General features: G+C 62.4%; 10 protein-coding genes and 1 pseudogene. All 11 read right to left on the bottom strand.

The genetic code is table 11. The annotated features are described in order from the left end of the window. Nucleotides 1–531: type IV pilus assembly protein FimV (locus NCR37_RS13710; RefSeq protein ID WP_502800525.1), on the bottom strand; the 531-nt coding region annotated here is incomplete at its 3' end. Nucleotides 532–707: 176 nt separating this feature from the next. After that, the gene (gene asd / locus NCR37_RS13705) at nucleotides 708–1,829 is read right to left on the bottom strand and encodes an aspartate-semialdehyde dehydrogenase (protein ID WP_250473441.1); all 1,122 of its coding nucleotides are present in this window, start codon (nucleotides 1,827–1,829) and stop codon (nucleotides 708–710) included. An 81-nt stretch (nucleotides 1,830–1,910) separates the two neighbouring features. Next, nucleotides 1,911–2,171, bottom strand: a complete 261-nt coding sequence (locus NCR37_RS13700; protein WP_250473440.1) for a hypothetical protein — start codon at nucleotides 2,169–2,171, stop codon at nucleotides 1,911–1,913. A gap of 32 nt (nucleotides 2,172–2,203) precedes the next feature. Further along, nucleotides 2,204–3,271: a 3-isopropylmalate dehydrogenase gene (gene leuB, locus NCR37_RS13695; RefSeq protein ID WP_250473439.1), complete on the bottom strand. Its 1,068-nt coding sequence runs from the start codon at nucleotides 3,269–3,271 to the stop codon at nucleotides 2,204–2,206. 30 nt (nucleotides 3,272–3,301) lie between these two features. After that, nucleotides 3,302–3,952, bottom strand: coding sequence for a 3-isopropylmalate dehydratase small subunit (gene leuD / locus NCR37_RS13690; RefSeq protein ID WP_250473438.1), 651 nt, complete (start codon nucleotides 3,950–3,952; stop codon nucleotides 3,302–3,304). A 24-nt stretch (nucleotides 3,953–3,976) separates the two neighbouring features. Beyond that, nucleotides 3,977–5,386 (bottom strand): 3-isopropylmalate dehydratase large subunit, encoded by a 1,410-nt coding sequence (leuC, locus tag NCR37_RS13685; protein WP_175940912.1) that lies wholly within the window; start codon nucleotides 5,384–5,386, stop codon nucleotides 3,977–3,979. A gap of 187 nt (nucleotides 5,387–5,573) precedes the next feature. Beyond that, nucleotides 5,574–5,945 carry a type II toxin-antitoxin system VapC family toxin gene (locus tag NCR37_RS13680; protein ID WP_250473437.1) on the bottom strand — a complete coding sequence of 124 codons (372 nt, stop codon included), beginning with the start codon at nucleotides 5,943–5,945 and terminating at the stop codon, nucleotides 5,574–5,576. After that, the gene (locus tag NCR37_RS13675) at nucleotides 5,942–6,139 is read right to left on the bottom strand and encodes a type II toxin-antitoxin system VapB family antitoxin (protein WP_250473436.1); all 198 of its coding nucleotides are present in this window, start codon (nucleotides 6,137–6,139) and stop codon (nucleotides 5,942–5,944) included. Before NCR37_RS13675 ends, NCR37_RS13680 begins: the two co-directional genes overlap by 4 nt. Before the next feature lie 143 nt (nucleotides 6,140–6,282). Beyond that, nucleotides 6,283–7,584, bottom strand: coding sequence for a citrate synthase (gltA, locus tag NCR37_RS13670; protein WP_244849784.1), 1,302 nt, complete (start codon nucleotides 7,582–7,584; stop codon nucleotides 6,283–6,285). Between the two features lie 164 nt (nucleotides 7,585–7,748). Beyond that, entirely contained in the window at nucleotides 7,749–8,030 is a 282-nt protein-coding gene (locus NCR37_RS13665; RefSeq protein ID WP_250473442.1) for an FAD assembly factor SdhE, read from the bottom strand. A gap of 14 nt (nucleotides 8,031–8,044) precedes the next feature. Next, nucleotides 8,045–8,123, bottom strand: a pseudogene (gene sdhB, locus NCR37_RS13660) (succinate dehydrogenase iron-sulfur subunit); the annotation flags it as partial.

Raw genomic sequence — 8,123 nt, 5'->3', positions numbered from 1 at the left:
CGGCGCCGCAGGCTCGCTCGCGGCCGGTTCGGGGGCGGACGCCGCCGGCTGAAGCGGCGCGGCTTCGACGCCCGGCGACGACGACTGCGCCGCACTCGCCGCACTCGCCGCATTCGCCGACGGCGTGCTCGGCTGAACCGCCTGTGGCGCCGGCGCCGCGGCGTTTTCGGAAGGGGCGCCGGCATCCGCGGCCGGAACGTTCAACACCGCGCCCAGCTTCAGCCGATTGATGTCATGGCCCGCAAACGCGTTCGGGTTCGCGTCGAACAGCGCGCGCGCCATCTTCTCCTTGACGGCCCGCTCTTTCGAACCGGTAAGCTCGCCCGCGATATCGCTCAGCGACTGCCCCGGCTTCACGGCATACCGCTGCGCGGGCGCATTGCCGGGCGCGGCGGCATCGGCTGTCGCGCCGCTCGCCTGCGCGAACGCCGCGCCGGAGTTCGTCCAGAGCGCCACGCACAGAACGGCGCTGGCTGCGGCAAGCGCCGCACGCGATGACGGGATGAAGGACCGGCGGGGTCGTCGAATCATTGAAGCTCCAGAGGTACGGCGAAGGTTGATACGAACAGCAAGACTGGTGCGCGCCCCGATCGTACGACCGGTCGATCCGCTCGCAGTCCCAAAAAATGCGGCTCCATAAACAAAAAGCGCCGCGATAACGCGACGCTTCCTGGACGAGGTCCGCGCTCTCAGGCGCGTAGTTTACTTTACTTGTCCAACAGAATGCGAAGCATGCGGCGCAACGGCTCCGCGGCGCCCCACAGCAGCTGGTCGCCGACGGTGAACGCCGACAGGTATTCGCCGCCCATTGCGAGCTTGCGCAGACGGCCGACCGGCACCGTCAGCGTGCCGGTGACGACTGCCGGCGACAGATCGCGCATCGACGCTTCGCGCTCGTTCGGCACGACCTTCACCCAGTCGTTTGCCGAAGCCAGAATGCCGTTGATTTCGTCCAGTGGCACGTCCTTGTTCAGCTTGATGGTCAGCGCCTGCGAATGGCAGCGCATCGCGCCGATGCGCACGCAGAGGCCATCGACCGGAATGGAACCCGGCTCGCCCATTGCCGGCTTGCCGAGAATCTTGTTGGTTTCGGCGCCGCCCTTCCACTCTTCCTTCGACATGCCGTTGCCGAGATCCTTGTCGATCCACGGAATCAGCGAGCCGGCGAGCGGCACGCCGAAATGGTCGGTCGGCATGGCGTCGCTATTCATCGTGGCGAGCACCTTGCGGTCGATATCCAGAATGGCCGACGACGGATTCGCGAGATCGCCCGCCACGGACGCGTTGAGCGCGCCCATTTGCGACAGCAGTTCGCGCATGTTCTGCGCGCCCGCGCCCGATGCGGCCTGATACGTCATGGCCGTCATCCAGTCGACGAGGTTTTCGCGGAAGAGGCCGCCCAGAGCCATCAGCATCAGGCTCACTGTGCAATTGCCGCCGATGAAATCGCGCCCGCCCTTGACGAGCGAATCCTTGATGACGTCGAGGTTCACCGGATCGAGAATGATGACCGCGTCGTCCTTCATGCGCAGCGCCGAGGCCGCGTCGATCCAGTAGCCTTTCCAGCCCGCCGCGCGCAGCTTCGGGTACACGTCGTTCGTGTAGTCGCCGCCCTGGCAGGTGATGATGGCGTCGCACTTCTTCAGGTCGTCGATGCTCGTCGCGTCTTTGAGCTTCGTCTCGTTTTTGGCGAACGACGGCGCGTTGCCGCCCGCATTGCTGGTGCTGAAAAACACCGGTTCGATCAGGTCGAAATCGCCTTCCTGCTGCATGCGCTGCATCAGCACGCTGCCGACCATGCCGCGCCAACCCACGAGACCTACGTTCATGACTAACCTTATTTGTTGAGGCTTCCCCGCATCCTTACCCGGCGTGGCCGCGCGGGGAAGACGCTCGGACACGAGGGACGATCAGCGAATCGTGATCGCTTTGATGGAGAGTTTCGTAATGCGCGTTTTGGACGTGCCGATAGTGCCGATAGCGCCAATGGTGGCGATGCCGTCGATGCGCGTGACGATGGCGAATCCGGTCGCGCGAGCGTCGATGCCGCGGCCGATGCAATCCGTAGAGAATTGAGAGTTCTTCGCCATGACCAAAGAATATACACGAAACGCGGCGTTTTCGTCGGAAGTACCGTCTTTCCGGCGAGAACGCCGCGAATTGCGCGTCAACTGTACCGACTCGAGCGATCCCGAGATCAGGACTACAGCGCCGCCAGCACCGCGTCGCCCATTTCCTTCGTGCCGACGGTCCTGCCGTCCTGCGTCGCGATATCGCCCGTGCGGTAGCCCTGCTCGAGCACCTTCTTCACCGCGTTTTCGATTCGATCCGCCTGCTCCGTCTTGCCGAGCGAATAACGCAGCATCATCGCGGCCGAAAGAATGGTCGCGAGCGGATTGGCCACGCCCTTGCCCGCGATATCCGGCGCGGAACCGTGCGACGGCTCGTACAGACCCTTGTTGTTCTTGTCGAGCGACGCCGAGGGCAGCATGCCGATAGAGCCGGTCAGCATCGCGGCTTCGTCGGACAGAATGTCGCCGAACATATTGCCGGTCACGACCACGTCGAATGCCTTCGGCGCCTTGACGAGCTGCATCGCCGCGTTGTCGACATACATGTGCGACAGCTCGACGTCCGGATATTCCTTCGCGACGTCGATCATCGTGTCGCGCCACAGTTGCGACGTTTCGAGCACGTTGGCTTTGTCCACGCTCGTCAGCTTCTTCTGGCGCTTCTGCGCGGCCTGAAACGCGACGTGCGCGATACGGCGCACTTCGGGCTCCGAATAGCGCATCGTGTCGAAGCCTTCACGCGCGCCTTCGAACGGACCGTCCGGCGCTTGACGCACGCCGCGCGGCTGGCCGAAATAGATATCGCCATTCAGTTCGCGCACGATCAGGATATCGAGCCCCGACACGATTTCCGCCTTCAAGGACGAAGCGGCCGTCAGTTGCGGATAGCAGATCGCCGGACGGAAGTTCGCAAAGAGCTGCAAATGCTTGCGCAGGCCGAGAATGGCTTGCTCCGGGCGCAGCGCGCGCTCGAGCGAGTCGTACTTCCAGTCGCCGACCGCGCCGAAGAGAATCGCGTCGGCCTCTTTTGCGAGCGCGAGCGTCTCGTCGGGCAGCGGATGACCCTTCGCCTCGTAACCCGCGCCGCCGACAGGCGCTTCCTCCAGCTCGAACTTTTCGCCGAGCGCGTTCAGCACCTTGACCGCTTCGGCCGTGATTTCCGGACCGATCCCGTCGCCGGGGAGCACTGCAATCTTCATGTCGCTTCCTTCTACGTGTGCGTGTTTCGTTTATCCGACGAGCCGATTGTTCAGCCACGGCTGTTTCGCGAGCCGCTCGGCTTCGAACTGCTTGATCTTGTCCGCGTGGCGCAGCGTGAGACCGATGTCGTCGAAACCGTTCAGCAGGCAATACTTGCGAAAGCCCGGCACGTCGAACGCGTACTCGGTGCCGTCGCCGGTGCGCACGACTTGCGCTTCGAGATCGATAGTCAGCTTGAAGCCGACGAACGCGTATGTCTCGTTGAAGAGCTTGTCGACCTGTTGCTCCGACAGCACGACCGGCAGCAAGCCGTTTTTGAAGCAGTTGTTATAGAAAATGTCCGCGAAGCTCGGCGCGATGATCGCGCGAAAGCCGTACTGGTCCAGCGCCCAAGGCGCATGCTCGCGCGAACTGCCGCAGCCGAAGTTCTTGCGCGTGAGCAGAATCGACGCGCCCTGATAACGCGGCTGGTTCAGCACGAAGTCCGGATTCAGCGGACGGTTGCTGTTGTCCTGTCCGGGCTGGCCGACGTCCAGATAACGCCATTCGTCGAACGCGTTCGGGCCGAAACCCGTGCGCTTGATCGACTTCAGGAACTGCTTCGGAATGATCGCGTCGGTATCGACGTTCTCGCGGTCCAGCGGCGCGACGAGGCCGCTGTGCACGGTGAATTTTTCCATGATCTGTCTCTGTGTCCCGTTGGATTACGCGAGCTTGCGCACGTCGACGAAGTGTCCTTCGATGGCCGCCGCCGCGGCCATCGCCGGGCTGACGAGGTGCGTGCGGCCGCCCGCGCCCTGACGCCCTTCGAAGTTGCGGTTCGACGTCGATGCGCAGCGTTCGCCCGGCTCCAGACGGTCCGCGTTCATCGCGAGACACATGGAACAGCCCGGCTCGCGCCACTCGAAGCCGGCGTTGGTAAAGATCTTGTCGAGCCCCTCGCGCTCGGCCTGCGCCTTCACGAGACCCGAGCCCGGCACGACCATCGCCGTGCGGATATTCGACGCCACGCGCTTGCCCAGCGACTTCACCACGTAGGCGGCGGCGCGCAGGTCTTCGATGCGCGCGTTCGTGCACGAGCCGATGAAAATCTTGTCCGGCTTGATCGATTCGATCGGCGTGTTCGGCTGCAACGCCATGTAATGCAGTGCGCGCTCCATGGCGTCGCGCTTGACCGGGTCTTTCTCGCGCTCGGGATCGGGCACGCGACCGTCGATGGACGTCACCATTTCCGGCGACGTGCCCCACGTCACTTGCGGCACGATCTCGGCGGCATTGATCTCCACCACGCGATCGAAATGCGCGTCCGGATCAGACTTGAGCGTGCGCCAGTACTCGACCGCCTGATTCCACTCGACGCCTTGCGGCGAGTACGGACGATCCTTCAGGTAGTTGATCGTCGTATCGTCCACCGCGACCATGCCCGCGCGCGCGCCTGCTTCGATCGCCATATTGCAGACGGTCATGCGGCCTTCCATGCTGAGCGCGCGAATGGTGGAACCGCCGAACTCGATGGCGTAGCCCGTGCCGCCCGCCGTCCCGATCTTGCCGATAACCGCGAGTGCAATGTCCTTGCCCGTGCAACCGCGCGGCAGCGGACCTTCCACCTTGACGAGCATGTTCTTGCTCTTCTTTTGCAGGAGCGTTTGCGTGGCGAGCACGTGCTCCACTTCCGACGTGCCGATGCCGTGCGCGAGCGCGCCGAACGCGCCGTGCGTGGACGTGTGCGAGTCGCCGCAGACGATGGTCATGCCCGGCAGCGTCGCGCCCTGCTCCGGCCCGATGATGTGCACGATGCCCTGCCGCAGGTCGTTCATCTTGAACTGCGTGATGCCGAACTCGTCGCAATTGGCGTCGAGCGTGTCGACTTGCAGCTTCGACACCGGATCGGCGATGCCTTGCGAGCGGTCGGTGGTCGGCACGTTGTGATCGGACACGGCCAGATTCGCGCTGATGCGCCAGACAGGACGCTGATGCAGCTTCAGCCCTTCGAAGGCTTGCGGGCTCGTCACTTCATGCAGCAGATGACGGTCGATATAGAGGATCGAGGTGCCGTCCTCTTCCGTGTGGATGACGTGCGAGTTCCACAACTTGTCGTAGAGAGTCTGGGACATGGTGAGCGCTTCTCGGATGACTGCGGGGTGACGCTGCTTCGCTTCGTCGGCAGCTTGTGGAACGATTATGCCACCTTCGCGCGCCGCGTGGGTACTAGGCTAGGGCAAAAAAGCCAGTGAAAACATAGGGTTATGGTAGTGGTATCAGTACCTGGATGGGCACTACCAGCCTAACGTTTCCTACTTTTCAATGCTGGAGCACCGCGCTGACACCGAGCTCTTCCGCGACTTTGTGCAAGCGCTTATCGCGCGTCCAGATCTCTACGCCGGGCCGCAATTGAGCGGACGCTAAGAGCGACGTATCGACATACCCGATCCCCCGATTGAAGAGCCGTTGCCGCTCAATGAGAAAGGACACTTCGTCGGGCGTTGCTACAGGCGCGAGCGGCAAGTCATTTAGCGCGCCTAGAACCCCGTTCCGATCGCGCAGGCTGCCGAGCGAGATCTCGGCGATGACGAACGGGTGAGCGAGCACGCGCTCCTCCCCAAGCAGATGTACGAGCAGAGGTTCTGATGCGTTGAGGTGGTCTATCCACACAGAGGTATCAACGAGAATCATTCGTTCCCCTGGCGACGACGGTGCGCACCTTCAATGCCCGGTTGACTGCCGCCAAGGGTCGCGAGTCGCCGAGCGGCCTCGCGTTGCACGAGCGCCTTCAGTGCCTCACGCACGAGCGCGGATTTTTCCGTTAGACCTGTATAAGCCTGAGCTTTTGCCAGCAAGTCGTCGTCCAGTGCGATAGTCGTACGCATGGCGGTTCTCCTCAATCGTCGAAGCATGAATTATAGCATCATCTGATGCCCGTTTCCATGCCTTGAGAGCCGCTAATGAAACGCAAAAAGGCCCCGGCAGTCGCCCGCCGGGGCCTTCAACCCTACCTCAACCGTAGATCGGCTTACCGCTGATCGAGCGGCTTCGCCTCACGCGGCGTATGCCCGACGAACAACTGACGCGGACGGCCGATCTTCTGCTCGGGATCGGCAATCATCTCGTTCCACTGCGCGATCCAGCCGACGGTGCGTGCCATCGCGAAGATGCAGGTGAACATCGACGTCGGAATGCCGAGCGCGCGTTGCACGATGCCCGAGTAGAAATCGACGTTCGGGTACAGCTTGCGCGACACGAAGTATTCGTCTTCCAGCGCGATCTTTTCCAGTTCCATCGCGAGCTTGAAGAGCGGGTCGTCGTGCAGGCCGAGCTCGTTCAGCACTTCGTGGCAGGTTTCGCGCATCAGCTTGGCGCGCGGATCGTAGTTCTTGTAGACGCGGTGGCCGAAGCCCATCAGCTTCACGCCCGAATTCTTGTCCTTCACCTGCTTGATGAACTCGGGAATGTTCTCGACCGAGCCGATTTCTTCCAGCATGTTGAGCGCGGCTTCGTTCGCGCCGCCGTGCGCCGGGCCCCACAGACACGCGATGCCGGCCGCGATACACGCGAACGGATTCGCGCCCGACGAACCCGCGAGACGCACCGTCGACGTCGACGCGTTCTGCTCGTGATCTGCGTGCAGAATCAAGATGCGGTCGAGCGCGCGCACCAGCACGTCGTTGACCTTGTACTCTTCGCACGGGTTCGAGAACATCATGTGCATGAAGTTCGCGCTGTACGACAACTCGTTGCGCGGATACACGAACGGCTGGCCGATGCTGAACTTGTACGCCATCGCGACGAGCGTCGGCAGCTTCGCGATCATGCGGATCGCGGAAACTTCGCGGTGACGCGGGTCGTTGATGTTCAGCGAATCGTGATAGAACGCCGACAGCGCGCCGACCGCCGCGGTCAGCACGGCCATCGGGTGCGCGTCGCGACGGAAGCCGCGGAAGAAGAAGTGCATCTGCTCATGCACCATCGTGTGACGCGTCACCGTGTCGACGAATTCCTTGTTCTGCGCCGCGTTCGGCAATTCGCCCTTCAGCAGCAGATAGCACGTTTCGAGGAAGTCGGCGTTCACGGCCAGTTGCTCGATCGGGTAGCCGCGATACAACAGCTCGCCCTTGTCGCCGTCGATATACGTGATCGCGGAATTACACGCCGCCGTCGACATGAAGCCCGGGTCGTACGTGAACTTGCCGGTCTGCCCGTACAACTTGCGGATGTCGATCACGTCCGGGCCCATGGTGCCCTTGTAGATCGGCATTTCGACGCTCGGCGAGTTGTCGCTGAACGATAGCGTGGCTTTAACATCTGACGGGGTCATAGCACATCCTCAATCGAAGTATGGATACAGGTTTTCGATAATTTGCACGACGGAAGCTGCGCGGCAACGCTCGGGTAGCCGCGAGTGCTTAGGCTGGTCGTCGCTTGGGGTTTCGGCCCGGTTCCTACGCGTATTGTGCAAAACTCCCGGGATCTCTGCCGAAATCACACCGAACGCAGCCACTGCAGCAGGCGCATCACGTCCGGCGTGGCGAGATCGCCTTCCGGTTCGGTGCGCGCGAGCAGCAGGTCCATCAGTTCGTTGTCGCTCAGCTCCAGCAGGCGCGTCAAAGCGGCCACGTCGGCGTCGCCGAGGTCATGCTCATATCGGCTGAAAAAACGCTCGAAAATCAGATCGTTTTCCAGCAAGCCGCGCCGCGCGCGCCAGCGAAGACGCGCACGGCGAAGAGGGTCGGACTGATGCGAGTCGTCTAGCTTGTCGACCATGTCATCATCCTTTGTCAAACCGCCCGCCGCACCAGCATTTCCCTGATCTTGCCGATGGCCTTCGTCGGGTTGAGTCCCTTCGGGCATACATCG

The sequence above is a fragment of the Caballeronia sp. GAFFF1 genome, assembly GCF_023630705.1.
Taxonomy (GTDB): domain Bacteria; phylum Pseudomonadota; class Gammaproteobacteria; order Burkholderiales; family Burkholderiaceae; genus Caballeronia.
Note: the sequence above shows the minus strand (reverse complement) of the source record. Positions and strands in the feature narration are given on the sequence as shown.